Annotated in this window: 27 protein-coding genes and 1 riboswitch; of the genes, 19 read left to right on the top strand and 8 right to left on the bottom strand. The window is 61.8% G+C overall.

Features of this window, described 5'->3' with window-relative positions:
• The first annotated feature begins 185 nt into the window (after positions 1 to 185).
• The 3 genes from hda (at position 186) to PSH59_RS18395 (ending at position 2416) form a co-directional block, all read left to right on the top strand.
• On the top strand, positions 186 to 890 hold the full coding sequence (gene hda, locus PSH59_RS18405; RefSeq protein ID WP_027603798.1) for a DnaA regulatory inactivator Hda: 705 nt from the start codon (positions 186 to 188) through the stop codon (positions 888 to 890).
• 212 nt (positions 891 to 1102) lie between these two features.
• Positions 1103 to 1732 carry a C40 family peptidase gene (locus tag PSH59_RS18400; RefSeq protein WP_248077993.1) on the top strand — a complete coding sequence of 210 codons (630 nt, stop codon included), beginning with the start codon at positions 1103 to 1105 and terminating at the stop codon, positions 1730 to 1732.
• 144 nt (positions 1733 to 1876) lie between these two features.
• Positions 1877 to 2416 carry a C40 family peptidase gene (locus tag PSH59_RS18395; RefSeq protein WP_248077991.1) on the top strand — a complete coding sequence of 180 codons (540 nt, stop codon included), beginning with the start codon at positions 1877 to 1879 and terminating at the stop codon, positions 2414 to 2416.
• A gap of 40 nt (positions 2417 to 2456) precedes the next feature.
• On the opposite strand, the gene PSH59_RS18390 is transcribed toward PSH59_RS18395, so the two are convergent.
• On the bottom strand, positions 2457 to 3770 hold the full coding sequence (locus PSH59_RS18390) for a sorbosone dehydrogenase family protein (RefSeq protein WP_248077989.1): 1314 nt from the start codon (positions 3768 to 3770) through the stop codon (positions 2457 to 2459).
• A 99-nt stretch (positions 3771 to 3869) separates the two neighbouring features.
• Positions 3870 to 4116, top strand: a riboswitch (cobalamin riboswitch).
• Between the two features lie 78 nt (positions 4117 to 4194).
• Here PSH59_RS18390 and cobO point away from each other — a divergent pair.
• From cobO to PSH59_RS18320, 14 genes are all read left to right on the top strand, one after another.
• Positions 4195 to 4806: a cob(I)yrinic acid a,c-diamide adenosyltransferase gene (gene cobO / locus PSH59_RS18385; RefSeq protein ID WP_305393369.1), complete on the top strand. Its 612-nt coding sequence runs from the start codon at positions 4195 to 4197 to the stop codon at positions 4804 to 4806.
• Positions 4803 to 6107 (top strand): cobyrinate a,c-diamide synthase, encoded by a 1305-nt coding sequence (locus tag PSH59_RS18380; RefSeq protein WP_248077985.1) that lies wholly within the window; start codon positions 4803 to 4805, stop codon positions 6105 to 6107. The genes cobO and PSH59_RS18380 overlap by 4 nt, the downstream gene beginning before the upstream one ends.
• Positions 6104 to 6754 (top strand): 5,6-dimethylbenzimidazole synthase, encoded by a 651-nt coding sequence (gene bluB, locus PSH59_RS18375; RefSeq protein ID WP_248077983.1) that lies wholly within the window; start codon positions 6104 to 6106, stop codon positions 6752 to 6754. Before PSH59_RS18380 ends, bluB begins: the two co-directional genes overlap by 4 nt.
• The gene (gene cbiB, locus PSH59_RS18370; protein ID WP_248077981.1) at positions 6751 to 7659 is read left to right on the top strand and encodes an adenosylcobinamide-phosphate synthase CbiB; all 909 of its coding nucleotides are present in this window, start codon (positions 6751 to 6753) and stop codon (positions 7657 to 7659) included. Before bluB ends, cbiB begins: the two co-directional genes overlap by 4 nt.
• Complete coding sequence (gene cobD, locus PSH59_RS18365; RefSeq protein WP_305393368.1) at positions 7652 to 8641, top strand: threonine-phosphate decarboxylase CobD; 990 nt, start codon at positions 7652 to 7654, stop codon at positions 8639 to 8641. The genes cbiB and cobD overlap by 8 nt, the downstream gene beginning before the upstream one ends.
• Positions 8638 to 10104 (top strand): cobyric acid synthase, encoded by a 1467-nt coding sequence (locus PSH59_RS18360; protein ID WP_305393367.1) that lies wholly within the window; start codon positions 8638 to 8640, stop codon positions 10102 to 10104. Before cobD ends, PSH59_RS18360 begins: the two co-directional genes overlap by 4 nt.
• Positions 10092 to 10613 (top strand): bifunctional adenosylcobinamide kinase/adenosylcobinamide-phosphate guanylyltransferase, encoded by a 522-nt coding sequence (gene cobU / locus PSH59_RS18355; RefSeq protein WP_248077978.1) that lies wholly within the window; start codon positions 10092 to 10094, stop codon positions 10611 to 10613. Before PSH59_RS18360 ends, cobU begins: the two co-directional genes overlap by 13 nt.
• A complete protein-coding gene (gene cobT, locus PSH59_RS18350) occupies positions 10610 to 11665 on the top strand; it encodes a nicotinate-nucleotide--dimethylbenzimidazole phosphoribosyltransferase (protein ID WP_248077977.1) in 1056 nt (351 codons plus the stop codon). The genes cobU and cobT overlap by 4 nt, the downstream gene beginning before the upstream one ends.
• The gene (gene cobC, locus PSH59_RS18345) at positions 11662 to 12237 is read left to right on the top strand and encodes an alpha-ribazole phosphatase family protein (RefSeq protein WP_305393366.1); all 576 of its coding nucleotides are present in this window, start codon (positions 11662 to 11664) and stop codon (positions 12235 to 12237) included. The genes cobT and cobC overlap by 4 nt, the downstream gene beginning before the upstream one ends.
• A 2-nt stretch (positions 12238 to 12239) precedes the next feature.
• Positions 12240 to 12968, top strand: coding sequence for an adenosylcobinamide-GDP ribazoletransferase (locus tag PSH59_RS18340; protein ID WP_305393365.1), 729 nt, complete (start codon positions 12240 to 12242; stop codon positions 12966 to 12968).
• A 42-nt stretch (positions 12969 to 13010) separates the two neighbouring features.
• Positions 13011 to 13415 carry a MarR family winged helix-turn-helix transcriptional regulator gene (locus PSH59_RS18335; protein WP_248077974.1) on the top strand — a complete coding sequence of 135 codons (405 nt, stop codon included), beginning with the start codon at positions 13011 to 13013 and terminating at the stop codon, positions 13413 to 13415.
• A 63-nt stretch (positions 13416 to 13478) separates the two neighbouring features.
• The gene (locus PSH59_RS18330; RefSeq protein WP_248078198.1) at positions 13479 to 14678 is read left to right on the top strand and encodes an MFS transporter; all 1200 of its coding nucleotides are present in this window, start codon (positions 13479 to 13481) and stop codon (positions 14676 to 14678) included.
• Complete coding sequence (locus PSH59_RS18325) at positions 14675 to 14797, top strand: hypothetical protein (RefSeq protein ID WP_282445859.1); 123 nt, start codon at positions 14675 to 14677, stop codon at positions 14795 to 14797. Before PSH59_RS18330 ends, PSH59_RS18325 begins: the two co-directional genes overlap by 4 nt.
• 35 nt (positions 14798 to 14832) lie before the next feature.
• Positions 14833 to 15384 carry a glutathione peroxidase gene (locus tag PSH59_RS18320; RefSeq protein ID WP_248077972.1) on the top strand — a complete coding sequence of 184 codons (552 nt, stop codon included), beginning with the start codon at positions 14833 to 14835 and terminating at the stop codon, positions 15382 to 15384.
• A 65-nt stretch (positions 15385 to 15449) separates the two neighbouring features.
• On the opposite strand, the gene PSH59_RS18315 is transcribed toward PSH59_RS18320, so the two are convergent.
• The 4 genes from PSH59_RS18315 to PSH59_RS18300 all read right to left on the bottom strand — a co-directional run bounded on the left by PSH59_RS18315 (position 15450) and on the right by PSH59_RS18300 (position 18619).
• Positions 15450 to 16736, bottom strand: coding sequence for an OmpP1/FadL family transporter (locus PSH59_RS18315; protein ID WP_248077971.1), 1287 nt, complete (start codon positions 16734 to 16736; stop codon positions 15450 to 15452).
• Between the two features lie 146 nt (positions 16737 to 16882).
• Positions 16883 to 17365 (bottom strand): hypothetical protein, encoded by a 483-nt coding sequence (locus PSH59_RS18310; RefSeq protein ID WP_305393364.1) that lies wholly within the window; start codon positions 17363 to 17365, stop codon positions 16883 to 16885.
• Positions 17366 to 17644: 279 nt separating this feature from the next.
• On the bottom strand, positions 17645 to 17869 hold the full coding sequence (locus PSH59_RS18305; RefSeq protein ID WP_003175353.1) for a hypothetical protein: 225 nt from the start codon (positions 17867 to 17869) through the stop codon (positions 17645 to 17647).
• 444 nt (positions 17870 to 18313) lie between these two features.
• Positions 18314 to 18619, bottom strand: a complete 306-nt coding sequence (locus PSH59_RS18300; RefSeq protein ID WP_305393363.1) for a hypothetical protein — start codon at positions 18617 to 18619, stop codon at positions 18314 to 18316.
• Positions 18620 to 19076: 457 nt separating this feature from the next.
• Between PSH59_RS18300 and PSH59_RS18295 the strand changes: the two genes are divergently transcribed.
• Positions 19077 to 19400 (top strand): sel1 repeat family protein, encoded by a 324-nt coding sequence (locus PSH59_RS18295; RefSeq protein WP_248077968.1) that lies wholly within the window; start codon positions 19077 to 19079, stop codon positions 19398 to 19400.
• A gap of 175 nt (positions 19401 to 19575) precedes the next feature.
• Positions 19576 to 20940: a DNA recombination protein RmuC gene (gene rmuC / locus PSH59_RS18290; RefSeq protein WP_305395313.1), complete on the top strand. Its 1365-nt coding sequence runs from the start codon at positions 19576 to 19578 to the stop codon at positions 20938 to 20940.
• 11 nt (positions 20941 to 20951) lie between these two features.
• On the opposite strand, the gene PSH59_RS18285 is transcribed toward rmuC, so the two are convergent.
• From PSH59_RS18285 to PSH59_RS18275, 3 genes are all read right to left on the bottom strand, one after another.
• Positions 20952 to 24422, bottom strand: coding sequence for a PAS domain-containing hybrid sensor histidine kinase/response regulator (locus PSH59_RS18285; RefSeq protein ID WP_248077967.1), 3471 nt, complete (start codon positions 24420 to 24422; stop codon positions 20952 to 20954).
• A 114-nt stretch (positions 24423 to 24536) separates the two neighbouring features.
• Entirely contained in the window at positions 24537 to 24920 is a 384-nt protein-coding gene (locus PSH59_RS18280; RefSeq protein WP_305393362.1) for a YbaN family protein, read from the bottom strand.
• Between the two features lie 20 nt (positions 24921 to 24940).
• Positions 24941 to 25528, bottom strand: coding sequence for a YecA family protein (locus tag PSH59_RS18275; protein ID WP_248077965.1), 588 nt, complete (start codon positions 25526 to 25528; stop codon positions 24941 to 24943).
• Between the last annotated feature and the right edge of the window lie 217 nt (positions 25529 to 25745).

The following is a 25745-nucleotide window of genomic DNA, read 5'->3' as shown; positions in this document are numbered from 1 at the left end:
GGCCCATGTCGGGTTTGTGCTTCAGGGGCCTGCGCCGTCAAACAATCTGCACAAAACCGGCAAGTGAACGCAAACCTTTGATTTTGCTTGTGGTCTGCTGCATTGTGCGCCCGGCGTCACGGGTATAAACTTTGCAAACTTTACACAGAGGCCACTAACGGTTCGTACAGCGCCGTTCAGCCAGCATGAAACCGATTCAGCTGCCCTTGGGTGTGCGTCTGCGTGATGACGCCACCTTTATCAATTACTACCCAGGCGCCAATGCCGCTGCACTCGGCTATGTCGAGCGGCTCTGCGAAGCCGACGCCGGGTGGACTGAAAGCCTGATCTATCTGTGGGGCAAGCACGGCGTGGGGCGCACCCACCTGTTGCAGGCAGCGTGCCTGCGTTTCGAGCAAATGGGTGAGCCTGCGGTGTACCTGCCGTTGGCCGAATTGATGGATCGCGGCATCGGCATCTTCGATAATCTCGAGCAATACGAATTGGTGTGCCTGGATGACCTGCAGGCGGTCGCCGGCAAGGCCGATTGGGAAGAAGCGCTGTTCCATCTGTTCAACCGCTTGCGTGACAGCGGTCGGCGCTTGTTGATTGCCGCCTCCACCTCGCCGCGGGAGTTGCCGGTCAAGCTGGCCGACCTCAAGTCGCGCCTGACCCTGGCGCTGATTTTTCAGATGCGCCCGCTGTCCGACGAAGACAAATTGCGTGCCCTGCAATTGCGTGCCTCCCGTCGCGGCCTGCACCTCACCGACGAGGTCGGGCACTTTATCCTCACCCGTGGCACGCGCAGCATGAGTGCGTTGTTCGATTTGCTCGAACAGCTCGATCAGGCCTCTTTGCAGGCCCAACGCAAGCTCACCATTCCCTTTCTCAAGGAAACCCTCGGCTGGTAGCAGCCCTTTGTTTTCGCGGCTTTTGGCAAATTTCAGGCGTCAGAAAACCCGCGTTTGGGCCGCTTTGGCCACGCGAAGGGCGTGTATAGGGTGTTAAGGGCTTAGATGTCAGCGTCCAAACAAGAAGTCACATAGAGCACGATTGAATTTGCAAATCGATGTGATAGAAGGCATAGTCTCGGCTTCTTTACACATCAGCCACGGTCGTGCCCATGCTAAATCGCTTCGCACCCCTCGTGCCTCTCGCACTCGTTACCCTGTTGTTTGGCTGCGCCTCCCACCCTCAACAGGTGGCGGAACAGCAAAAACCACAGGTTCAAAATCAGGCAAAATTCGTTGCTGCACAGTCTGCTTCTGTTTACGAAGAAGAGTTGGCAACGGAAAAAGAGCTGGCCGATTTTTCCGGCAGCAAGCCTTACCAGCTTCCAGTGCTGGCCGACAGCATTCTCGAACGCGGCATGTCCCTGATCGGTACCCGTTACCGTTTCGGTGGTACCTCGGAAGCCGGTTTCGATTGCAGCGGTTTCATCGGTTATCTGTTTCGTGAAGAGGCTGGCATGAACCTGCCACGCTCGACGCGCGAAATGATCAACGTGAAAGCACCGTTGGTCGCACGCAACAACCTCAAGCCCGGTGATCTGCTTTTCTTCAGTACGGCAGGTCGCGGTCGTGTCAGTCACGCCGGCATCTACCTGGGTGACAACCAGTTTATCCACTCCAGCAGCCGTCGCAGTGGCGGTGTTCGAGTCGACAACCTGGGGGACAGCTACTGGAGCAAAACCTTTATCGAAGCCAAGCGCGCACTCGCCATGGCCCCGACAACGGTTACCGCCAGTAAGTAAACTTAAAGTGATACTTGAAGTTTGACGTGTAAGCGCTAGAATCCCTGGACATTGTTGTAATCCGTTCGCGCGAGCTTTGCTTGCGCGTTCTGGTTTTCAGCGTTCGGCAGCGAAAGCCGCATCCAGACCAGGATTGTTCTGCACATGTCGACCTCGGCCCGCCTGATTCTAATGCTTTGCGCCGCGCTCCTCAGCGCCTGCGCCAGCCGCACACCGCCGCCCGCACCCGTCGCGGTCAAGCCCAAGCCGGTGTTCAACTATTCCACCCAGAATTTTTCGCCTGTGGCCGAAGACGTACTCTTTCGCGCGCTGGGCCTGGTCGGCACGCCTTATCGCTGGGGCGGCAATACGCCTGACTCCGGTTTTGATTGCAGTGGCCTGATCGGCTTTGTCTACCGCGATGCCGCCGGGATCTCCCTGCCGCGCACCACGCGCGAGCTGATCGTAATGCGCGCCCAGGACGTGAGTGAGCAGAACCTGCAAACCGGCGACCTGTTGTTCTTCGCCACTGGCGGTGGCTCGCAGGTCAGCCATGCCGGGATCTACGTGGGCGAAGGCCGTTTCGTCCACGCGCCGCAAACCGGCGGTACGGTGAAGTTGGACACCTTGTCCAAAGCCTATTGGCAGAATGCCTACCTGAGCGCCAAAAGGGTGCTGCCGGGCAATCTGGCACGCAACCCTTAACGCAACGCTGCAGGAGGGGGTGCGCCCCTCCTGCAGTGGCTCATTTAGCCGCCGACACCCGCCACACTTTATTCCCCACATCATCCGCCACCAGCAAATCCCCCTGCTTGTCGATCACCACGCCTACCGGCCGGCCCATGGCTTTCTCATCCTTGTCGAGGAATCCGGTAAGCACATCCACCGGCTGCCCTTTCGGTTTGCCATTCTCAAACGGCACGAAGATCACCTTATAGCCACTGTGCGGTTTGCGATTCCACGAGCCATGCTGGCCGATAAACGCGCCGTTGCTGAACGCAGCCGGCAGCTTGCTGCCCTCGGCAAAAGTCAGCCCCAACGAAGCGGTATGCGGGCCCACTGCGTAGTCCGGCGCAATTGCCTTTGCCACCAGGACGGGGTCCTGCGGCGTGACGCGCACATCCACGTGTTGGCCGTAATAACTGAACGGCCAGCCGTAGAAGCCGCCGTCTTTGACCGAGGTAATGTAGTCGGGCACCAGGTCGCTGCCGATCTCGTCGCGTTCATTCACCGCCGTCCACAGTTTGCCGCTCTGCGGTTCCCAGGCCATGCCGTTGGGGTTGCGCAGGCCGGAGGCGAAAATCCGGTGCTGGCCGCTGGCGCGGTCGACTTCCCAGATCGCGGCACGCCCCTGTTCCGCCTCCAGGCCGTTCTCGCCGACGTTGCTGTTGGAGCCGACGCTCACGTACAGCTTGCTGCCGTCCTTGCTGGCCACCACGTTTTTTGTCCAGTGGTGATTCAGTGGGCCGCCGGGCAAGTCGACCACCTTGGCGCCCTGAGCCTTGATTTCGGTTTCGCCCGGCTGATACGGGAAGCGCAGCAGTTTGTCCGAGTCGGCCACGTACAGATCGTTGCCGACCAGGGTCATGCCGAACGGCGAGTTGAGGTTTTCCAGGAACACCGTGCGGGTTTCGGCGACGCCATCGTGATCGGCGTCGCGCAGCAGCGTGATGCGGTTCGCGCTCGGCACCCCCGCGCCGGCACGGCCCATGACCTTTTCCATGACCCAGCCGCGCAGGCCCTTAGCGTCATCCGGCTTGGGCGGAGCATTGGTTTCCGCTACCAGCACATCGCCATTGGGCAGCACATACAGCCAGCGCGGGTGGTCCAGGCCCTCGGCGAATGCGGCCACCTGGGTGCCAGCCGCCGCGGTTGGCTTGGCGCCCTCCGGCCAGCCGATGGCTGGCGCGATGTTGACGGTCGGGATCAGTGTCTTGTTCGGCTCCGGCAGCCTGGGCGACGGGCCGGTGCCGTCTGAGACTTGCAGGGTGGAGCTTTCGCCGCAAGCCACGAGGGTGCCGGCGAGCATGATCAGCAGGGCGAGTCTGGTTTTATGCATGGTGTTCTCCTTGATACCTGTAAGGGTAGAGGAGCGCTGCGGTGCGATGGTTCAAGTACTCGTCCAGCTTTCATTGACGCTCCACCCCCAACCCACTAACCTTCGCCGCTTGTTTCAGGTGCTCTGTGACCGATGGGTCGACAGGGTGAAACAGGGAAGCCGGTGAGTGAGCGCACTTGTACACAGTGCCGCCGCAATTCCGGCGCTGCCCCCGCAACGGTAAATGAGTCAAATCGCTGCCTTTTGCCACTGTATCGCGTGCGATATGGGAAGGCGCAGCGTCGGTCCGTTCTCTACAGGACGCCACTCATGAGCCCGGAGACCGGCCTGACTCATTCAACAGCATCACGGTGGGCGATGCTTGGCTGTCTGTTTGTGTTTTTTCCTGCCCGCCGTTTTTGTTCAGCCCCAACGGAGAGCTGCCATGACCGATACCCCCGACCGCGACGAACGCCACCTGGCGCGCATGCTGCGCAAAAAAGCCGTGATCGACGAGCGCATCGCCAACTCCCCCAACGAATGCGGCTTGCTGCTGGTGCTCACCGGCAACGGCAAAGGCAAGAGCAGTTCGGCGTTCGGCATGCTTGCCCGGGCCATTGGGCATGGCATGCAGTGCGGCGTGGTGCAGTTCATCAAGGGGCGCAACAGCACCGGCGAGGAGCTGTTTTTCCGACGTTTCCCCGAGCAAGTACGCTTTCATGTGATGGGCGAAGGTTTCACCTGGGAAACCCAAGACCGCCAACGCGATATCGCCGCCGCCGAGGCTGCCTGGGCCGTGTCGCGCCAATTGCTGCAAGACCCGGCCATCGGCCTGGTGGTGCTGGACGAGTTGAACATCGCCCTCAAGCACGGCTACCTCGACCTTGACCAGGTGCTCAGTGACCTGCAAGCCCGCCCGCCGATGCAGCATGTGGTGGTGACCGGTCGCGGCGCCAAGCCCGAGCTGATCGAAATGGGCGACACCGTCACCGAAATGGGCATGCTCAAGCACGCGTTCCAGGCCGGTATCAAGGCACAGAAGGGCGTCGAACTTTGAATCAGCCCCGTCATTGCCCAGCCGTATTGATCGCCGCACCGGCGTCCGGCCAGGGCAAAACCACCGTCACCGCTGCATTGGCCCGTTTGCACCGCAACCTGGGGCGCAAGGTGCGCGTGTTCAAATGCGGCCCGGACTTTCTGGACCCGATGATCCACGAGCGCGCCAGCGGTGCGCCGGTGTATCAATTGGACATGTGGATGGTGGGCGAGCAGGAAAGTCGCCGTCTGCTGTGGGAAGCGGCGGGAGAGGCCGATCTGATCCTGATCGAAGGCGTGATGGGCCTGTTCGACGGCACCCCGTCCAGCGCTGACTTGGCGCGGCACTTCGGTGTGCCGGTGCTCGGCGTGATCGACGGCACCGCCATGGCCCAGACCTTCGGCGCGCTGGCGTTAGGCCTGGCGCGCTACCAGCCGGACTTGCCGTTTGCCGGCGTCCTGGCCAACCGCGTCGGCACCCTGCGCCATGCACAGTTGCTCGAAGGCAGTCTCACCGAGGGCCTGCGCTGGTATGGCGCATTGTCCCGGGAGACCGGTATCGAGTTGCCCAGCCGTCACCTGGGCCTGGTGCAGGCCAGCGAATTGAATGACCTTGATGTGCGCCTGGACGCCGCCGCCCAAGCCCTGGGCAGCAGTTGCGAAGTGGCGTTGCCACCACCGGTGACCTTCGCCGCGCCGCAGGTGATCGAGGCCGAGCCTTTGCTGGCAGGCGTACGCATCGCCGTGGCCCGCGATGAGGCCTTTGCCTTCACCTACGGAGCCAGCCTTGACCTGTTGCGCGCGATGGGCGCCGAACTGAGCTTTTTCTCGCCGATCCATGATCGTGAGCTGCCCGCCGCCGACAGCCTGTATTTACCCGGCGGTTACCCGGAACTGCACCACCAGGCGCTGTCGGAAAACACCCCGATGCTCGCGGCCATCCGTGCCCATCACGCCGCCGGCAAACCGTTGCTCGCGGAGTGTGGCGGCATGCTTTACCTGCTGGACTCGCTCACCGATGTCGATGGCCACCGCGCTGAACTGCTCGGCCTGCTCCAGGGCGATGCGGTGATGCAAAAGAAACTCGCGGCCCTGGCCCTGCAAAGTGTCGAGTTGCCCGAAGGCGTGCTGCGCGGCCATACCTATCATCATTCCCTGACCAACACCGAGTGGCAGCCGATTGCCCGAGGGCTGAGCCCCAATGGTGGGCGCGGGGCGGAGGCCGTTTACCGACAAGGGCGGATGACCGCGTCCTACGTGCACTTTTACTTCCCGTCCAACCCAGCGGCAGTGGCGGCGCTCTTTGCGCCGCAACCCTCATGACTGACAACGCGTTCCCCCAGGCCGACCGCGCGGCGGTTTACCGCGCCATCGCCGAACGCCGCGACATGCGCCACTTCAGCGGCGGCACCGTGGCGCCTGAGTTGCTGCATCGCCTGCTCCAGGCCGCACACCAGGCACCCAGTGTCGGGCTGATGCAACCGTGGCGTTTTATCCGCATCAGCGACCGCCACCTGCGTGGGCAGATCCAGCATCTGGTGGAAGAAGAGCGCGTGCGCACCGCCGAAGCCCTGGGCGAGCGCTCCGATGCGTTCATGAAGCTCAAGGTCGAAGGCATCCACGATTGCGCCGAGGTGCTGGTCGCGGCACTGATGGATGACCGTGAGCGCCACATCTTCGGGCGGCGCACCTTGCCGGAGATGGACATGGCGTCGCTGTCGTGTGCCATTCAGAATCTATGGCTGGCCGCCCGCGTCGAAGGCCTGGGCATGGGCTGGGTGTCGTTGTTCGAGCCCCAGGCGCTGGCCGACTTGCTGGGCTTGCCGCCCGGCGCCAAACCCCTGGCCGTGCTGTGCCTGGGCCCGGTGGCCGAGTTTTATCCGGCACCGATGTTGCAGCTCGAAGGCTGGACCGAACCACGGCCGCTGAGTGACATGTTGTTTGAGAACAGGTGGGGAGTGAGTCAATGAGTGTGGCCTTGCTGTGTGTCGCTGCGGTGGCGCTGGATGCGCTGCTGGGTGAGCCCAGGCGCTGGCATCCGCTGGTGGCGTTCGGCAACTTTGCCGGGCGCATCGAGCAGCGTTTCAACTCCGGCGGCCGGGGCTGGCGCAGCCATGGTGTGACCGCCTGGTTTGTCGCGGTGGTGCCGCTGACCCTGCTGGCCACCGCCTTGTCGTGGGCGCCGTATATCGGCTGGGCACTGGAAATTCTGGCGTTGTACTGTGCCCTTGGCATGCGCAGCCTCGGCGAACATGTCATGCCTGTCGCCCAGGCCTTGCGCAGCGATGACCTGGATCAGGCACGCCTGCGCGTGAGCTACCTGGTGAGCCGTCAGACCAGCGAACTGGACAGTACCGAAGTGGCCCGTGCCGCAACGGAATCGGTGCTGGAAAACGGCAGCGACGCGGTGTTTGCCGCGCTGTTCTGGTTTGTCGTCGCCGGTGTGCCGGGCGTGGTGCTCTACCGCCTGAGCAATACCTTGGACGCCATGTGGGGCTATCGCAACGAACGCTTTGAGCGCTTCGGTTGGGCGGCGGCGAAAATCGACGACGTGCTCAACTACATTCCGGCACGTCTGGTGGCCTTGACCTACGCGGTATTGGGCAAAACCGCGCTGGCGCTCAAATGCTGGCGCACCCAGGGACCGACGTGGGACAGCCCCAATGCGGGCCCGGTGATGGCGGCCGGCGCAGGCGCGTTGGGCGTCGAGTTGGGCGGCGCGGCGATTTATCACGGCCAGTTGCACCAACGTCCACCTTTGGGCGAAGGCCCGGCTGCAGATGCCGATTCTATTGAGCGCGGCTGGCAACTGGTGCAGCGCGGCGTATGGTTGTGGCTGCTGGTCTTGTGCGCGGGGGCGCAATTCTATGCTTGAACACGGTGGTCGGCTGCGTAAGGCGTCCGTTGAGTACGGGATTGCCGAGGCCAATTGGCTTGATCTCTCCAGCGGCCTGGCGCCTTGGCCGTGGCCGATCCCCGAGATTCCGTTGCGCGCTTGGGCGCGCTTGCCGGAAACCGACGACGGCCTTGAGCAGGCAGCCAGCGACTATTACCGCGCCGCGCATCTATTGCCGGTGCCGGGTTCCCAGGCGGCTATCCAGTTGCTGCCGCGCCTGCGCCGTGCGGGCAAGGTCGGCGTGTTGTCGCCCTGTTATGCCGAACACGCCGAGGCCTGGCGTCGCGCAGGCTACGTGGTGCGTGAGGTGCAGGAGCAGGAAGTCGACTTTTTCCTCGATGGCCTGGATGTGCTGGTGGTGGTCAATCCCAACAACCCGACTGGCTTGAGCCTGCCCTCGCAGCGCCTGTTGGACTGGCATACCCGTCTGGCCCAGCGTGGCGGCTGGCTGGTGGTGGACGAAGCGTTTATGGACGTAACCCCCGAGTTGAGCCTGGCGGGCCAGGCCCATCAGGTCGGGCTGATTGTGCTGCGCTCGTTCGGCAAGTTTTTTGGCCTCGCCGGGGTGCGCCTGGGCTTTGTATTGGCCGAACGTCGGCTGCTCAAGTTGCTCGCCGAGCAAGTCGGACCGTGGGCGGTCAGTGGTCCGACGCGGGTGCTGGGTCAGGTTTGCCTGCGCGACAGCGTTGGCCACGCACGCCAGCGTGAACGGTGCATCGAGGCCGGCCAGCGCTTGTTCGCACTGCTTGAGCGCCATGGCTTTCAACCCCATGGCGGTTGCGCGCTGTTCCAATGGCTGATCACCCCGCACGCCGAGCGCATGTTCGAATTCATGGCTCAGCGCGGCATTCTGCTGCGCCTGTTCGTGCACAACAGCAGCCTGCGTTTCGGCCTGCCGGGCACTGAGGCTGACTGGCTGCGCCTCGACGAAGCCCTGGCGGCCTATAAGGATGCTTCATGAGCACGCTGATGGTACAGGGCACCACCTCCGATGCCGGCAAAAGCACCCTGGTGACCGCGTTGTGTCGCTGGCTGGTGCGCCAAGGCGTCGCAGTGGTGCCGTTCAAACCGCAGAACATGGCGCTCAACAGTGCCGTGACGGCCGAAGGAGGCGAGATCGGTCGCGCCCAGGCGGTGCAGGCCCAGGCCGCCAACCTCGCACCCCACACCGATATGAACCCGGTGCTGCTCAAACCCAACAGTGACACCGGCTCGCAGGTGATCATCCACGGCCGCGCCGTCACCAGCATGAACGCCGTGGCCTACCACGATTACAAAGCCATCGCGATGCAAGCGGTGTTGGCGTCCCACGCGCGCTTGAGCGAACGCTACCCGGTGGTGATGGTGGAGGGGGCGGGGTCGCCTGCAGAGATCAACCTGCGCGCCAATGACATCGCGAACATGGGCTTCGCCGAGGCGGTGGATTGCCCGGTGCTGCTGATCGCCGATATCAATCGCGGCGGGGTGTTCGCGCATCTGGTGGGCACCCTGGAATTGCTCTCGCCCAGCGAGCAGGCGCGGGTCAAGGGTTTCATCATCAATCGTTTTCGCGGTGACATCGCGCTGTTGCAACCCGGTCTGGATTGGCTGGAGGCGCGCACCGGCAAACCGGTGGTGGGCGTATTGCCCTACGTGATGGACCTGCACCTGGAAGCCGAAGACGGCATCGACCGGCGCCAGATCGACAAAACCGCACAAGTGCTCAAGGTGGTAGTGCCGGTGCTGCCGCGCATCAGCAACCACACGGATTTCGACCCGCTGCGCCTGCACCCCCAGGTGGACTTGCAGTTCGTCGGGCCCGGCCAGCCGATCCCTGGCGCCGACCTGATCATCCTGCCGGGCTCTAAAAGCGTGCGCAGCGACTTGGCCTACTTGCGCGCTAATGGCTGGGACAGCGCCGTGGCGCGGCACTTGCGCTATGGCGGCAAAGTGCTCGGCATTTGTGGCGGCCTGCAGATGCTGGGCGAGCAGGTGCACGACCCGCTTGGCCTGGAAGGCACGGCCGGGTCCAGCGACGGCCTCGGCCTGCTGGCGTTCAGCACCACCCTGGAAGAAGAAAAACAGCTGCGCAATGTGCGTGGGCGGCTGGTGCTGGAAGACGCCGAGGTCAGCGGCTATGAGATCCATGCGGGCGTGACGCGCGGCGATGGGTTATCGAACGCGGCCGTGCAGTTGGATGACGGTCGCCGTGACGGCGCCCGGAGTGCTGACGGGCAGATCCTCGGCACCTATCTGCATGGCCTGTTCGAGACCCCGGCGGCGTGCAGTGCCTTGCTGCGCTGGGCCGGTTTGCAGGATGTGCAGGACGTGGATTACCACGCCCTGCGCGAGCGCGATATCGAGCGCCTGGCGGACCTGGTGGAGAACCATCTGGACACCGATTTGTTACGCCGCCTGTGTGGGGTTGCCCCATGCACCAACTGATCCTCGGCGGCGCCCGTTCAGGCAAAAGCCGTCTCGCCGAACGGCTTGCCGGCGACACTGGGTTGCCCGTCATCTATATCGCCACCAGCCAACCCCTCGACGGCGAGATGAACGCCCGTGTGGCCTTGCATCGCCAGCGTCGCCCCGCGCATTGGGGCTTGATCGAAGAACCTGTGGAACTGGCACGCGTGCTGCGCGAGAACGCCGCGCCCGAACGCTGCCTGCTGGTGGACTGCCTGACGTTGTGGCTGACCAACCTGCTGATGCTGGAAGACCCAGAGCGTCTGGCGTTCGAGCGCGAGCAATTACTGGACTGCCTGGCCGCGTTGCCGGGTGAAATCATTTTTGTCAGCAACGAGACCGGACTGGGTGTCGTGCCGCTGGGCGAATTGACTCGCCGCTATGTAGATGAAGCCGGTTGGCTGCATCAAGCTTTGGCCGAGCGGTGTCAGCGTGTGGTGCTGACCGTCGCCGGCCTGCCCCTGACATTGAAAGGTACCGCGTTATGACTGACACCTGGTGGCTCAACCCGTGTAAGGCTATTGACGCCGTTGCGTCCGAACAGGCCCTGGCGCGTCAGCAGCAACTGACCAAACCGGCCGGCTCTCTTGGCCGTCTGGAAGCGCTGGCGGTGCAATTGGCCGGCTTGCAGGGCCAGGCCAAACCGTCGTTGGACCACTTGTGGATCGCGATTTTTGCTGGCGACCACGGCGTGGTTGCCGAGGGGGTATCCGCCTTCCCTCAGGAAGTCACCGGGCAGATGCTGCATAACTTTGTCAGCGGCGGCGCCGCCATCAGCGTGTTGGCGCGGCAGTTGGATGCGCGCCTGGAAGTGGTCGACCTCGGCACGGTAAACGCCGAGTTGAGCCTGCCGGGCGTGCGCCACCTGAACATCGGCGCGGGCACTGCCAATTTCGTGTACGGCCCGGCGATGACCGCTGCCCAGGGGCGACTCGCATTGCACGCCGGTCGCGACAGCGTGCTGCGTGCCCGCGAAAGCGGTGCGCAATTGTTTATTGGCGGCGAAATGGGCATCGGCAATACCACCGCCGCCAGCGCGCTGGCCTGTGCGCTGCTCGATTGCCAGGTCAGCGACCTCACCGGCCCGGGTACCGGCTTGAATGCGCAAGGGGTGAGCCACAAGGTCGTCGTCATCGAACGCGCCTTGGCGTTGCACGCCGCGCAGCGTGGTGAGGTGTTACACACCCTGTTCAATCTGGGCGGCTTCGAGATTGCAGCCTTGGTGGGCGCGTACCTTGCCTGTGCCCAGGAAGGCGTCGTGGTGCTGGTCGACGGGTTTATCTGCACGGTCGCCGCGTTGGTCGCCACGCGCCTGAACCCGGCGTGCCGCCACTGGTTGGTGTTCGGGCATTCGGGCGCCGAGCCTGGCCATCGCCATGTGCTGCACAGCCTCGATGCACAACCGTTGCTGGAACTGGGTCTGCGCCTGGGTGAGGGCAGTGGTGCGGCGTTGGCCGTGCCGCTGATGCGTCTGGCGTGTGCGCTGCACGGTCAGATGGCGACCTTTACCGAAGCGGCCGTCGCAGACCGCCCGGCATGACCTTGCACCTGGACCTGTTGCGTCACGGCGAAACCGAACAGGGCGGCGGCCTGCGTGGCAGCCTGGACGACGCACTGACCGCCAAAGGCTGGGCGCAGATGCGCGCTGCTGTGGCGGAGCAGGGGCCTTGGGATCGGTTGATCAGCTCGCCGTTGCAACGCTGCGCACGGTTCGCCGATGAACTGGGGGCGCGGCTCAAGCTGCCGGTCAGTCTGGAAAAGGACCTTCAGGAGCTGCATTTCGGCGCCTGGGAAGGGCGCAGCGCAGCGGCGTTAATGGAGACCGACGCCGAAGGGTTGGGGCTGTTCTGGGCCGATCCCTATGGCTTTACGCCCCCGGAAGGGGAGCCCGTCAGCGAGTTTTCCGAGCGCGTCTTAGCTGCCGTCTCGCGCTTGCATCAGGCGTATGCCGGTGAGCGCGTGTTGTTGATCAGCCATGGCGGCGTGATGCGTTTGCTGCTGGCGCGCGCTCGGGGCTTGCCCCGTGAGCAATTGCTGAATGTCGAGGTGGGTCATGGCGGGCTGTTCAGTCTGCGTGTCAGCGCCGACGGTGTATTGCAGGAAGGCCGTTGAACATGTCGCCTTTCTGGATTGCCCTGCAGTTTCTCAGCAGCTTGCCGATTCGCTTGCCGGGGATGCCTCAGCCTCAGGAGCTGGGGCGCTCGCTGCTGTTTTATCCGATGGTCGGGTTGCTGTTCGGGCTGCTGCTATGGGGCTTGAACCTGGCGCTGACGGGCGCGCCGTTGCTCCTGCATGCGGCGCTGCTGCTCACCGCCTGGGTATTGCTCAGTGGCGGCTTGCATCTGGATGGCCTGGCGGACAGCGCCGACGCGTGGCTGGGCGGCTTCGGCGATCGCGAACGCACCCTCACCATCATGAAGGACCCGCGCAGCGGACCAATTGCCGTGGTGACCCTGGGCCTGGTGTTACTGCTTAAGTTCAGCGCGTTGGTGGCGCTGATCGAGCAGCACAATGGCGCCGCGCTGATTTTGGCGCCACTGATTGGGCGGGCGTCGATGCTGGCGCTGTTTCTGACCACGCGCTATGTGCGTGCAGGCGGCTTGGGCCAGGCGCTGTCGGATCATTTACCAAGAACTGTCGGCCAGCAGGTGCTGATCCTCAGTGGCCTGGCCTGCCTGCTTATCGGCGGTTTCAGCGGCGGGATCGCCGTGCTGCTCGCCGCGCTGTGCTTTGTGGGCCTGCGTCAGTTGATGGTCAATCGCCTTGGCGGCACCACCGGAGACACCGCCGGGGCTCTGTTGGAGCTGCTGGAGACCGCTGTCGTGGTGGGCCTGGCGCTGTAACACTTTCTTGCATTTCCGTAATCGCGGGTATATACACGTTCCATGCTTGCCTCCCAATGCTTATGCACCAACCTGCGACGTGCCGCCCGTGGCGTCAGCAGGCATTACGACGGCGCCCTCGACGGCTTCGGGATCAACGTTGCCCAGTATTCTTTGCTGTGTAACCTGCAACGCCTCGATCAGCCAAGCATTTCCAGCCTGGCAGAAGCCATGGGTCTGGATCGCAGCACCCTGGGGCGTAACCTGCGGGTGCTGGAGTGCGAAGGGTTGGTGCAGTTGGTCGAAGGCGATGACTTGCGCAACCGTCTGGTGCTGTTGACCGATGCCGGTGCAGAGCGACTGGCCGCTGCCTTGCCGGCCTGGGAGGCGGCGCAACAGAAATTGATCGATAAGCTCGGCGCAGAAAAACGCGAAACCTTGTTGGCCTTGCTGGATGAACTCGCCTGAACGCGGGTTTGTTCGAACATAAGCGGGTATATACCCGCGAGCGGAGAATAAGAAATGACCTCGATGTGGCGCACCAGTGGTTGGATCCTTTTAGGGAGTGCGCTGATTCTGGCGTTGTCCCTGGGCGTACGGCACGGTTTCGGCCTGTTCCTGGCGCCGATGAGCAGCGAATTCGGCTGGGGGCGTGAGACCTTCGCCTTCGCCATCGCCCTGCAGAACCTGATCTGGGGCCTGGCGCAACCCTTTACCGGCGCGTTGGCCGACCGTTTCGGTGCCACCAGGGCGGTGTTCGTCGGCGGGGTGTTGTACGCCGCCGGTTTGGTGCTGATGGGCATGTCCGATTCGGCGTTCTCGTTGTCGCTGAGTGCGGGGCTGTTGATCGGTATCGGTCTGTCCGGCACCTCATTCTCGGTGATCCTGGGAGTGGTCGGTCGCGCGGTGGCGCCGGAGAAGCGCAGCATCGCCATGGGCATTGCCAGCGCTGCCGGTTCGTTCGGCCAATTCGCCATGGTGCCGGGCACCCTGGGGCTGATCAGTTGGCTGGGCTGGTCGGCGGCCTTGTTGGTGCTGGGCTTGATGGTCGCGCTGATCCTGCCGCTGGTCAGCATGCTCAAGGACCGACCGCTGCCGGTCATGGCGGGCCAGCAAACCCTGCGTGAAGCCTTGAAAGAGGCGTGCTCCCACTCGGGGTTCTGGCTGCTGGCGTTTGGCTTTTTTGTCTGCGGTTTCCAGGTGGTGTTTATCGGCGTGCATCTGCCTGCGTATCTGGTGGACCAGCACTTGCCGGCCACGGTGGGCACCACCGTGCTGGCGTTGATCGGCCTGTTTAATATCTTCGGTACCTACACCGCCGGCTGGCTTGGCGGGCGCATGTCCAAGCCGCGCTTGCTCACCGGTTTGTACCTGGCGCGCGCGGTGGTGATCCTGTTGTTTCTGTGGGCGCCGGTCACCGAAGTCACGGCTTATCTGTTCGGCATGGCGATGGGCTTTCTGTGGTTGTCCACGGTGCCGCTGACCAACGGCACCGTGGCCACACTGTTTGGTGTACGCAACCTCTCCATGCTGGGTGGGATCGTGTTTCTGTTTCACCAACTGGGTTCGTTCCTGGGTGGCTGGTTGGGCGGGGTGGTCTATGATCGAACCGGCAACTACGATTTGATCTGGCAAGTGGCGATCCTGCTCAGCGTGCTCGCCGCGGCCCTCAATTGGCCGGTGCGTGAGCGGCCGGTCGCGCGATTGCAGGCGCAAATGGAGGCGGCATGAGTTCGACGTGGTATTGGTTCGGCGGCGCAGCGGCCGTTGCCCTGCTGCTGGCCGTGGCATGGTGGGGATGGCAGCGCGGCGGATTGGCGTTGATGCAACTGGGTATGTCGATCTGTTAAGTTCGCTGCCTGAACTCTTTAAAGGACATTTCGACATGCATATGCGCTGGCTGGCTGTACCCGTGCTGATGGCGGCTTTTGGCAGTGTGGCGCTGGCCGCCGATTGCCCTCCCTTGCTCGAAGGCCAGTTGCCCAAGCTGCGCGCCAAGGAATCCATCGACCTGTGCCAGCGCTTTGCCGGCAAGCCCCTGGTGATCGTCAACACCGCCAGCTTCTGCGGGTTCGCGCCACAGTTCAAAGGCCTCGAAGCCTTGTATCAACGTTACAAGGACCAAGGGCTGGAAGTGATCGGCGTGCCGTCCGATGACTTCAAGCAGGAAGCCAAGACCGGTGAGGAGACCGCCAAGGTCTGCTACGTGAATTACGGCGTGACCTTCACCATGACCGAGCCGCAGAAGGTCAAGGGGCCGGATGCGGTGCAGCTGTTCAAGGTATTGGCGCAGCAGAGCAATGCGCCGAAGTGGAATTTCTACAAATACGTGGTGGATCGTCAGGGCAAAGTGATTGCCGATTTCTCCAGCCTGACCAAGCCGGACAGCCCGGAGTTGATCGAGGCGGTGGAGAAGGCGATAGCGTCCAAACCCTGATCTGCGCCCACTGAAAAGCCCCGCTTCCTGTGCAGGAGAGCGGGGCTTTTTTACACCTGTCTGAATCAGAAGGTGTAGGTCATGCCCAGGCCGAAACCGTTGGCACTGTTTTCGTATTTGGCGCGGTAGCTGGCGGTCGAAGGTGCAGCCGCAGTCTGGTTGATCTTGATGTCTTCTTCTTTGAGGTACGAGTAAGCCAGGTCGACGGTCATGTTATCCATGACTTTGTAGCCCAGGCCCACGCTGAAGATCGTGCGGTCGCCCGTTGGGATGCGCGGCGAGCGATTGGTGTTGTTGGTCGGCGACTGGTCGAAGGTCAGGCCGGTACGCAGCACGACTTGTTTGGTCAACTGATAGGACGTACCCACGGCGTAGGCCCAGGTGTCGTGCCAGTTTTGCTCTTCGGTGATTGCGCTGAGCTGGGTCGGAGCGAGTCCGCCACCGCCGACGGCGGTCACGCCTTCGTTGTTGACGGTTATTTCTTTGAGTCGGCTCCAGCGCGTCCAGGTTGCACCGCCATAGAGTTTCCAGGCATCGGTCAGGTCTTGAGTGACCGACAGGTCGTAGGACTCAGGTGTGTCGATCTTCAACGAGGCGTCATAACGGTTGTTGCGCAGGAACGGTTGGGTGGCGGCCGGACCGCTGACGGTGGTGTGGCCTTCGAGCTTGTACTTGACCTTGGAGTGGTAAGTCAGGCCCACACGTGTGGTATCGGTGGCTTGAACCAGTACGCCGACGTTGAAGCCCAGGGCGGTATCGTCACCCTTGATCTTGACGTTGGTATCGGAGACGAGCGGGTTCAGGGTTTTGTCGGACTCCAGCACGCCGGAAATCCGGTTGATGGTCGGACCGAAACCGATCGACACACGGTCATTGAACGCATAGCTGACAGTAGGCTGGAAGGTCATGACCTTCACTTCGCTCTTGCTGCCGAAGCCACGGCCCTGGAAGCCGTTTTCATAATCGGTCACCAGGCCGAACGGTGCGTATACACCAAAGCCGACGGCCCACTGATCGTTGAGTTTGTTGGTGTAGAAACCAAATGGCACAGCGGTGAAGGGAACCATGTCGCCTTTGTTGGAACCGCGAGAGTTGCCACCGGTATCGCTGATGTTCGTGGAGGCATCAATCGCCGCGACGCCGCCGGTGATCTGCTGACCATTGAGGCGAGACATACCGGCAGGGTTACCGTAGACAGTGCTCGCATCATCGGCAGAGGAGGAGCGACCTGCGAAACCGGTACCCATCCCGCTGACGCTCTGTTCGTTCAGTGCAAAGCCGCTTGCGAACAGTTGGGAGGAGGCCATGGCAACGGCGAGGCTAAGTGTGGTCTTGAGCATTACTTTTTTCATTATTAGAACTCCGGGGTGATCACCGCTGCGGAAAGTATCAATAAAATTAAGATCGCGCTATAGGCTGTAACACGCGAGATAGAGCTGTTTTGTAGGACAATCCGACCAGAATCAGGTTTTTTCGGCGAATCTTGCAAACTGCCCGATCAGCAAACCGAGTGATTCAAGGGTGAAACACAGGTGTGCCAGGCGCGAGTGAAATCGCGCAGTTTGCCTTGGGGATGAAAAATTTCTTTCCAGAGACGTGCCATGGCCAATACATCGCCGGGCGGTGGCAGTGCGGCGCTGTGTTGTTCCACCAGCAGCCAGGCAATGGCGGTGGCGTAACGCAGGTTGACGGTCAGCTCCAACTGGGGCGCGCTGAGGAACGCGTGTTGACTGGCCAGCCCGCGCACAAGGCTGGCGCGTTCGGGGTCCAATGCCAGGTAGTCATCCCACAAGGCGCGATGGCGCGGCTCGGTGATGCTGTACAGGCCGTGGCCGCGTCGGTCGTGCAAGGCCGAGCCCAGTTCCGACTGGCTGGCGGCAATCCCCAGCAGCAGAGACTCGGCGGATGGGTGGTGACGGTCGAGGTACATCAATGTTGGCCGGATCACGTAACGACACAATTCACTGGCTGCGATACCCATAGGCGCCTCAATCCGAGAAAGGGTCGGCGAGTCCTGAGACGTGGGGGCTTGGCAGCAGTGAATCGGATCTCAGGCTCGCCGAAAGCGGATCATGCCGCTTGAGTTGAAGTGTAGTGTCATATTCATGATGTAAAGGACTGTTTTTAAAACATCTTATTGGGCGAGTTATAACGGTTATATCGATTTGAAATGAGTCCGCGGGCTCAAGTGCCAAATCGCAGGCCATAAAAAACCCTGTGTTTTAAACAGGGTTTTTTGTGTTTCAGCAACTCGGGTCGATCAGGCAACCAGTGCCTGACGGGTACGCTCGATCACGGCCTGCAGCGGTTCTGCGCTGGAGTATTGATCGGGGTACAGGCGTTCGCTGTGACGAGCGATGCCGTGTTCGTTGACCAGGGTGAAGCTGAAGCAGCCTTTGCGAGCGGCCATGATCAGGCAGTTCATTGGGGCAAAAGCGTTGGTGAGGGTGCGAATCGCATCCTGAGTATGGATTTGAGCGTTCATATTATTGGTGTTCCTACAAATGACACGGATTCAGAACCGTGCAACGTTAAAACGTTCCAGTGACGTTGATCACTATTGATCAAACGAAGAACCCGACTGGAACAAAGCAGCCAGTTTGAAGCGCTATTAAATTAGGCGCGCTTGGGCTGGCAGGTAGGTACTTAGGAGGGCAGGCAGCACAACAGGGGCAAAGGTTCTGGGCCCAGGGTGAAGATCCTGATCAATTTGCAGATTGGTTCGGTCAGAGTATTTAAACTTCGCGGCACCCTTTGCTTGTTCAAAGGCAGTGTCGTCGCAAGTGATACCTGGAAACCATCGAGGTGGTCGATCCCGTGTTGTTCAGGGGAGTTGTTCGACCAGAATTGACTTTCAGCTTGGTACTAACGCCGCGGATAGTAACGGATTGAAACAGGCAAGGGAAGAGCGAGTATCAAAAAACTTCAATTAGCCTTCCAGCAAGCCTCGATAAACCAGCACGGTGGCCGCTGCCGCCAGCGAACAGCCCAGCCCGTAAGCGGCGAGCGTCAGGCGCAGGGACCGACCGGTCTCGATGACTTTCATCACATCGCCCATGTCATTGATGCGGCCTTCACCCAGCTCAATGCACAGGCTCACGGCCGTGAACGCGGCCGATAGCAGAATGGCGATGGCAAACAACGCGCCATCCGGGGAGGGCAGCACCGCATTGATACCCAGGGAGATGGCACAGATCACCAGTAACAACCCGGCAAATAATAGAATTCCTTTCATCGACCCTTCCGTTGTCGCACTGTCGGTGTGGCAGTGTGGCGAGCCTTTTGAGGTTTGAAAAGTCCCCGGTGGGACGTGGCGGTAACATTTTTGAAGCCCTTTGCTTCAAAAAAAGCCGGTTATATAACCAATGGCGCATGACTTGTGCACATTAGTTGCGAAGTGTGTAACCAGGCTGTCAGGTGCGTGGCCGGTGCGCCATTTGCCTGCAATGAAAATTTAAGTCAATGAAAAATCTGCCTTTTTTTAATTGGTGAAAAAATCGTCAGTTTGACTGCGGGCCCCGTTCCATGGGCGTTTGCGAGAGTTAAAGGCGGGTTGTCCACTGAGTTATCCACAGCTTCTGTGGATTGTCCCGAGCGCTTGCTCTAGGACGGGCGTGCACGGTTTTTTCAGCTTTACCTGTACGAAAAAAAGAGTAGAGTGGCGCGCCTTCCGTTCTGTCCCACAGTGCTTTATGAAGTTTCGCTCAGTATCACCTCCTGTTACCGATACCCCGCCGACTGTTACCGCACCCAAGCGCTTCTCCTTGAAGATTGCGCTGTGGTTGCTCGACAGCCCGCGCCTGGGCCATAGCACCAACGTCAAACACTTCGCCGGGCGCTTGCTCAAACAACCGGCCCGTGAAGGCGTGGTTGCCGCGCAAAGCCGCCTGGGCCAGTTGATGTGCCGTGAATGCGGCAATGCCCGCGACCGCCGCATCGGCCACGACCTGTTGCGTTTGGCCGCCCGTGCCGGCGACCGCCGTGCTCAGCGTGAACTGGGTCAGGTCGAAGACTGAGCTGTCCTCCGGCCCTATGCTTGGTTAACCTTGCTCCTTTTCGGTGATGGCAGAAATGGCTATGGCTTTTGACTGGACAGGTATCGCCCTGGGCCTTGCTGGTGCGGCAGTGCCGTTATTGGCACTGTGCTGGCAGCTCCAACGGCGACTGACCGCGCGCACCACCGGCTGGGAACTGCTTGAAGAGCGCCTGGCCATCGCGCAACTGGCCCAGGAGGGGCTTGCCGCGCAGCTGGACGCCAGCCGCGATGAAATCAGCGACCTGAGCCAGGCCAATGCCGCCAAGCAAGCCGACCTGGCCGCCGTGCGCCGCGAGGTCGAGCTGCTGCAGATCGATCGCGACAACGCCCGCGACGCCGCCCACGCCTGGAACCTTGACCGCAGCGCCAAAGAAACCGAATTGCGCCGTCTCGACGCGCTGGCTGCCGCGCTGCGTGCTGAACTGCGTGAGCAGCAAGAAAGCCACCAGCAACGCCTCGCCGACCTGCAAGGCTCGCGCGATGAGCTGCGTGCGCAGTTCGCCGAACTGGCCGGCAAGATCTTTGACGAGCGCGAACAACGCTTTGCCGAAACCAGCCAGGAGCGCCTGGGCCAGTTGCTTGATCCGCTGAAGGAGCGCATCCAGTCGTTCGAAAAACGTGTGGAAGAAAGTTATCAGAACGAAGCCCGCGAGCGTTTTTCCCTGGCCAAGGAGCTTGAACGCCTGCAGCAACTGAACCTGCGCCTGTCAGACGAAGCCACCAACTTGACCCGCGCCCTTAAGGGCCAGAAAACCCAAGGCAACTGGGGCGAACTGATCCTCGAGCGGGTGCTGGAGCACGCCGGTCTGGAAAAGGGCCGTGAGTACCAGACGCAAGTCAGCCTCAAGGGCCCGGATGGCGAGCGCTTCCAGCCGGATGTGCTGATCATGCTGCCCGGCGACAAGCAGGTGGTGGTGGACTCCAAGGTCAGCCTGACCGCCTATCAACAGTACGTCGCAGCAGATGACGAAGTGATTGGTCAGGCAGCGTTGAAGCAGCACGTGCTGTCGCTGCGTAATCATGTCAAAGGCTTGGCCGGCAAGGACTACAAGCAACTGGAAGGCTTGCACAGCCTGGATTTCGTGCTGTTGTTCGTGCCCATCGAAGCGGCTTTTTCCGCTGCATTGCAGGCTGAGCCGAACCTGTTTCAGGAAGCGTTTGACCGTCATATCGTGATCGTCAGCCCCACTACACTGCTTGCCACGCTGCGGGTGATCGACAGTCTGTGGAAGCAGGAACGCCAAAGCCAGAACGCGCGGGAAATCGCCGAACGTGCCGGTTGGCTGTACGACAAGTTCGTGCTGTTTATCCAGGATCTGGATGAGGTGGGTAACCGTCTGCAACAGTTGGATAAGGCTTACAGCGCGGCGCGGAACAAGCTGACCGATGGCCGCGGCAATCTGGTCAGCCGTACCGAGCAACTCAGGCTGCTCGGTGCGCGGGCCAGTAAAAGCCTGCCCGCGGACCTGCTGGAGCGGGCGATGACCGATGCCGATGGTGTCGCCCATCTGCCTGAATAAACGCGGCTTGATTAAAGCGGCAGATGCCGACTGAGCAATGCCCGCAACGCCGCCGGCTTCACTGGTTTCGCCAGGTAATCCAACCCCGCCGCGTGTACCTCGGCCACCATCTCCGGGCGGCCGTCGGCACTGATCACCACGCCGGGAATCGGCTCCGCCAGTTGCGTGCGCAGCCAGCCCATCAATTCAGTGCCGGTTTCGCCGTGGTCCAGATGGTAATCCACCAGTGCCAATTGCGGCCGTACGCCTTGCGCCAGCAGGGCCGCACACTGTGCCCGGTCGGTGGCGGTCCAGACCTCGCAGCCCCAGCGGGTCAGCAGGCTGCGCATGCCGATCAGGATGCTTTCTTCGTTATCCACACACAGCACCTGCGCGCCGCTCAACGGCACGCCATTTTCCTGGGGCGCTTTGATCTGCGGGCTGGTCTGGTTGCGCGCCAGCGGCACGCGCACGCTGAACACGCTGCCCTTGCCCGGCCAGGAGCGCACGCTGAGGCGATGGCCCAGCACGCGACACAGGCCGTCGGCGATCGCCAGGCCCAGGCCCAGGCCTTTTTCGGCGCGGGTCTGGTGGCTGTCCAGGCGCTTGAACTCTTCGAAGATCACCTTCTGTTTGTCCTGCGGGATACCGGGGCCACGGTCCCACACTTCCAGGCACAGTTCGCCACGGCGCCTGCGTACGCCAAGCAGGACTGGGCCGTCGGCATAACGGAAAGCGTTAGTCAGAAAATTCTGCAGGATTCGTCGTAGCAGCTTGATATCGCTGTCGACCCGCAAGCGACTGCCACGCAGGCGGAAGCGTAAGCCTTGCTCCTGGGCCAGCGCTTTGAACTCGGCGCCCAGGGTGTCGAACAGTTCATTGAGCACAAAGGGCTGGCGCTGCGGGTTGATCTTGCCGTTTTCCAGGCGTGAGATATCCAGCAAGTCGCTGATCAGGTCTTCGGCCGAGCGCAGCGAACTGTCCAGATGCTGCACCAGTTGCCGGGCTTCGCCTGACAGTCCCTCGTTCTGGTGGGAGAGGGCGGCGGAGAACAGGCGGGCGGCGTTCAGCGGCTGCATCAGGTCATGGCTGACGGCCGCGAGGAAGCGTGTCTTCGATTGACTGGCGGATTCGGCCACGCCCTTGGCGTCTGTGAGTGCCACATTGAGCTGCGACAGTTCATGGGTGCGCTCGGTCACCCGTTGCTCAAGACCTTCGTTGGCCTCGGTGAGGGCCTGCTCGGCTTCGCGGAACGCGGTGATGTCGGTGAAACTCATGACGAAACCGCCGCCCGGCATCGGGTTACCAATCAGCTCAATCACCCGGCCATTGGGAAACAGGCGCTCTGACGTGTGCGCGCGCCCTTGGCGCATCCAGTGCAGGCGGCGCGCTACGTGCACTTCGGCCTCGCCGGGGCCGCAGAGGCCGCGCTCGGCGTTGTAGCGGATGATATCGGCGATCGGCCGGCCTACGCTGATCAGTCCTTCGGGGTAATTGAACAGTTCCAGGTAGCGCCGGTTCCAGGCCACCAGTTTGAGGGACTGGTCCACTACGCTGATGCCCTGGGTGATGTTCTCAATGGCGCCTTGCAGCAACGCGCGGTTGAACTGCAGCACTTCCGACGCTTCGTCGGCGATGCGCACCACGTCTTCCAACTGCATGTCCCTGCCTTCGATCGCCGCTTTTACCACCGCGCGGGTCGACGAGGCACCGAGTACGCCGGCCAGCAGGCGCTCGGTGTGGGCAATCCAATCGTTGTCGGCATTCTGGTTAGGGTTGAAGCCTTTGCCCTGGCGATAAGCGAAGCGGATAAAACTCTGTTGGGCGCGCTCTTCACCGACAAAGCGCGCGGCCAGGCTGAGCAGGTCGCTGATCTGTACCGACAGCATCGTGCGTGCATTGGCGCGCTGGCTGATTTCCTGACCGATAAAGCGCCCGGCCTGCCAGTGTTCCGACACCCGGGTGCGCGACAGCATCGACACCCACACAAACAGCGTGAAGTTACCCGCCAGGGAAAACACTGTGCCCAGCGTCAGCGAGGTCACCGACAGGCCGAGTGGGTGTGAATGCAGCCACGTCAGCCCCGGGAAAAGGCTGAGGGACCAGCCCAGGCTTTTCGCCGTGACCGGTAGGACCAAGGTGTAGAACCACAGGAACGTACCGGCCGCCAGCCCGGCAAATACACCACGCCGGTTGGCCTGCTTCCAGTACAGCGCGCCGAGCATGGCGGGGGCGAGTTGAGTCACTGCGGCAAAGGCAATCTGGCCGATGGTCGCCAGGCTGGCGCTGGACCCCAGCAGCCGGTAACTGACATAGGCCAGCAGCAAAATAATGACAATGCTGACCCGGCGAACCGAGAGCATCCAGTGGCGGAACACTTCGAACGGCCGCTCGGCGCTTGATCGACGCAACAACCACGGCAGCAGCATGTCGTTGGAGACCATGGTCGACAGGGCGATGCTCGCCACGATCACCATGCCCGTGGCGGCCGAGGCACCGCCGATAAACGCCAGTACGGCGAGCGCCGGGTGGGCTTCGGCCATGGGCAGGCTGATGACGTAAGAGTCCGGCAGCACTGATGCGGGCAGCATCATTTTGCCGCCGAGGGCGATGGGCACCACAAACAGCGCAGCGAGGATCAGGTAGGCGGGGAATACCCATTTGGCCAGGCGCAGGTCCTGGGGCTCGATGTTCTCCACCACCGTGACATGGAACTGCCGAGGCAGGCAGATGATCGCCATCATTGCCACGCCGGTTTGCACCACCATCGATGGCCAATTGACGGTTTCTTTCCAATATTCTTCCAGCCGGGGCGCGAGCATCGCCTGGCTGAACAGATCGCCGAAACCGTCGTACAGGCCGTAGGTCACAAACGCACCGACCGCGAGAAACGCTAACAGCTTGACCAGGGATTCGAACGCGATCGCGAGCACCATGCCGCGGTGGTGTTCGGTGGCGTCGAGGTTGCGTGTACCGAACACAATGGTGAACAAGGCCAGCACCAGGGACACGATCAAGGCGGTGTCCTGGGCGCGCGTGCCGGTGGCGTCGGCACCGGCACCGATCAGCAGGTTCACCCCCAGCACGATGCCTTTGAGTTGCAGAGCGATATAGGGCAGCACGCCCACCAGGCAGATCAGCGCGACCACCACCGCCAAAGACTGGGATTTGCCGTAGCGTGCGGCGATAAAGTCGGCGATGGAGGTGATGTTTTCCTGCTTGCTGATCAACACCATTTTTTGCAGGACCCAGGGGGCCAGCATCAGCAGCAGCACGGGTCCCAGGTAGATCGGTAAAAATGCCCACAGTTGTTCTGCGGCCTGGCCTACTGAGCCGAAGAACGTCCAACTGGTGCAATACACCGCCAGCGACAGGCTATATACCCAGGCACGCATGCGCGGCGGCAATGGCGCGCGGCGGCGGTCACCGTAAAAAGCGATGGCAAACATAATGGCCATATAGGCCAGGGCAACGGCGGCGATAAGCCCGCTGGACAGCGTCATGGTAACTCCGAGCATAAGAACACCTGGGCATTCCAGGCCCGGTTGGACAGTCTCGCATGATGCTTGGGGTTAGTCAGTGTCGACCATGGTCTGAGCGCGACTTGATGTCGCTGTCTAGCGAGGCGGCAGGGTTTTCTGGCGCAGGATATAGATCGTCACCAGCACCGCGCTGGTCAGCATGAACCCGCGTGCCCACGGCAGGGGGACCAGGTAGCAGGAAAAACCGATGCTCAGCCACATCAGTCCAATGGAGTAGACCTTACCCTTGAGCGGAATGCCATTGCCGTCCAGATAGTCACGAATCCAGGGGCCCAGGCGCGGGTGTTCCACCAGCCATTGGTAGAAACGCGGGGAGCTTCGGGCGAAGCAAGCGGCGGCAAGCAGGAGGAAGGGTGTGGTCGGCAGCACCGGGAGGAAAATGCCGATCACCCCCAGCGCTACGCTAAGCCAGCCGATGGCCAGCAGCCCGTAGCGCAGGAGCGGCGAGCGGTTGCCCATGGGTGTCACGGGCAAACGACTCAGTGGTGACGTGGCTTGAGGATCGCCGGTTTTTCGTCAGGAGCGTTGCACAGCAGGTACAGCGCGGTGAGGGCTTCCGGGATCTGCACGATCATGTCGTCCATCAGGTTGGCATCGCTGGCGATGTCGGAGAATTCCGGCTGGTCGTCGAACAGACCCGAACCGACCATGATCGGCAGCAGCATTTCGCTGACTTCTTCCTCGGCGGTTTCGAACCAGGCGGCTTCACGCAGGAATACGCCTTCCATGAAGCCGATGCACCAGCCGCGCAGGTCGGAGTCGTCCGGGTCTTCACCCAGGTCCAGCTCGCAAGGCAGTTCGAATTCCTCGTCGGAGGCCAGTTGGCGACCGATGTGGGCTTTGAGGGCGAGCAGGGTGGATTCGATTTCTTCGCGCTGAGCGGCGTCGGCGTAATGCGGCTCTTCGGCGAACAGTGCATCGATCCATTCACGATCAGGGACTTCTTCGGCGCAGATCGACAGGGCGGTCAGGTAGCCGTGGGCGGCCACGTAGTCCAGCGCCTCGTCATGCAGCTCATCGGCGTCGAGGAAGGCTTGCAGGCGGGTTAGTTGCTCAGCGAAGGACATTGAAGGACTACCTTGGGAATAAACGATGCTGAATTCTAGGCGTTCTTGCGCGCCCAAGCCAGTCGGCATGCAGATTTGCCAGGTTTTTGAGACGGGCAGCAATTCGTCAACGGCGCCCTTTGGCGGATAACGCTCGGGTATACTGCCGCGTTTTGTGATGCCCTTGCAGGTTCGGCGACAGTCCGCGAAAACTTCGCTTACGGATTATTTTCCGTCA

The organism is Pseudomonas sp. FP2309, assembly GCF_030687575.1.
Taxonomy (GTDB): Bacteria; Pseudomonadota; Gammaproteobacteria; order Pseudomonadales; family Pseudomonadaceae; genus Aquipseudomonas.
This window is presented reverse-complemented; position numbering and strand designations above follow the sequence as displayed.